At 41.8% G+C, this 1,078-nt stretch carries 1 protein-coding gene; it reads left to right on the top strand.

Translation table 11 applies throughout. The annotated features are described in order from the left end of the window. The first annotated feature begins 233 nt into the window (after positions 1 to 233). Positions 234 to 464 carry a hypothetical protein gene (locus AC6HVZ_RS19580; protein WP_497559793.1) on the top strand — a complete coding sequence of 77 codons (231 nt, stop codon included), beginning with the start codon at positions 234 to 236 and terminating at the stop codon, positions 462 to 464. Positions 465 to 1,078 lie beyond the last annotated feature (614 nt).

The following is a 1,078-nucleotide window of genomic DNA, read 5'->3' as shown; positions in this document are numbered from 1 at the left end:
GCTCTTTATTGGGGGAAAATAAAATTTGCCTTGTCCTTAACACCTTGGGACACTTGCACTTTGAGACATCGCAATTAGCTCTGAATGGGAGCAATGTGGATATGCTTAATCGCGGCTCTTACACATAAAACGGTGTGAAAAAATAGTAGCGTCATTATGTCCAATGGGATACTGATAATTAATAAATTTGCAGAGGATACCCAAATATCGATAAATGCGTAAGAGCCTGAATCGTGTCTGAATATATCAATTCTGTTTGGAACTCGGCTTATCCAGTTCATTTCGGGTTTGATCTAGTAGATATCGCTGTTGATGCAGCATGTTCCTACGTTTATTCGGTTCCCCTGCGTTATCGGTTGACTTGGTGGGGTGATCAACACATTTCGCTGGTCATTCAACCTGGATTCCCGAAAAGAACACTATTTTATAACGAGGTAAGAATATTGTTAAATCGGCAATTGTAGACTACCTCGTTATAAATTACGGGAATCCAGGATTCAACGGAAATTGCTGTTGGTCCAGCATGATTCACGTATAATTCAACATGTTTTGCCGTTTGTTCTGCATGATTTGTATTTTATTCAACCTCATCCAAAGTTTGTACGGCATCAACCATTTTATATAATAAAAAGCCTTTTGTTCCTTTATACAATTAATCATACAACAATCAATCATCTACGCAATACAATTTTTTTCATAGTCTTTTCATTAACAGCAGGGAATAGTGCATGGATTTTAGCAAGGAGAGAACCGGTTAGGCGGAGGGGTTCGCTACTTTTTACCCCTCCAACGGACATTAACAACCGTTTTCATGCCCACATTGTCCATGAGTGCGCTTCTCACGGACATAAACGCCCGTTTTCATGCCCGAATTGTCCATGAGTGCGCTTCTCACGGACATAAACGCCCGTTTTCATGCCCACATTGTCCATGAGAGCGCTTCTCACGGACATTAACGCCCGTTTTCATACCCACATTGTCCATGAGAGCACTTCTCACGGACATTAACACCCGTTTTCATGCCCACATTGTCCATGAGTGCGCTTCTCACGGACATAAACGCCCGTTTTCATGCCCG

The organism is Oceanobacillus sp. NCCP-135, assembly GCF_059698015.1.
This window is presented reverse-complemented; position numbering and strand designations above follow the sequence as displayed.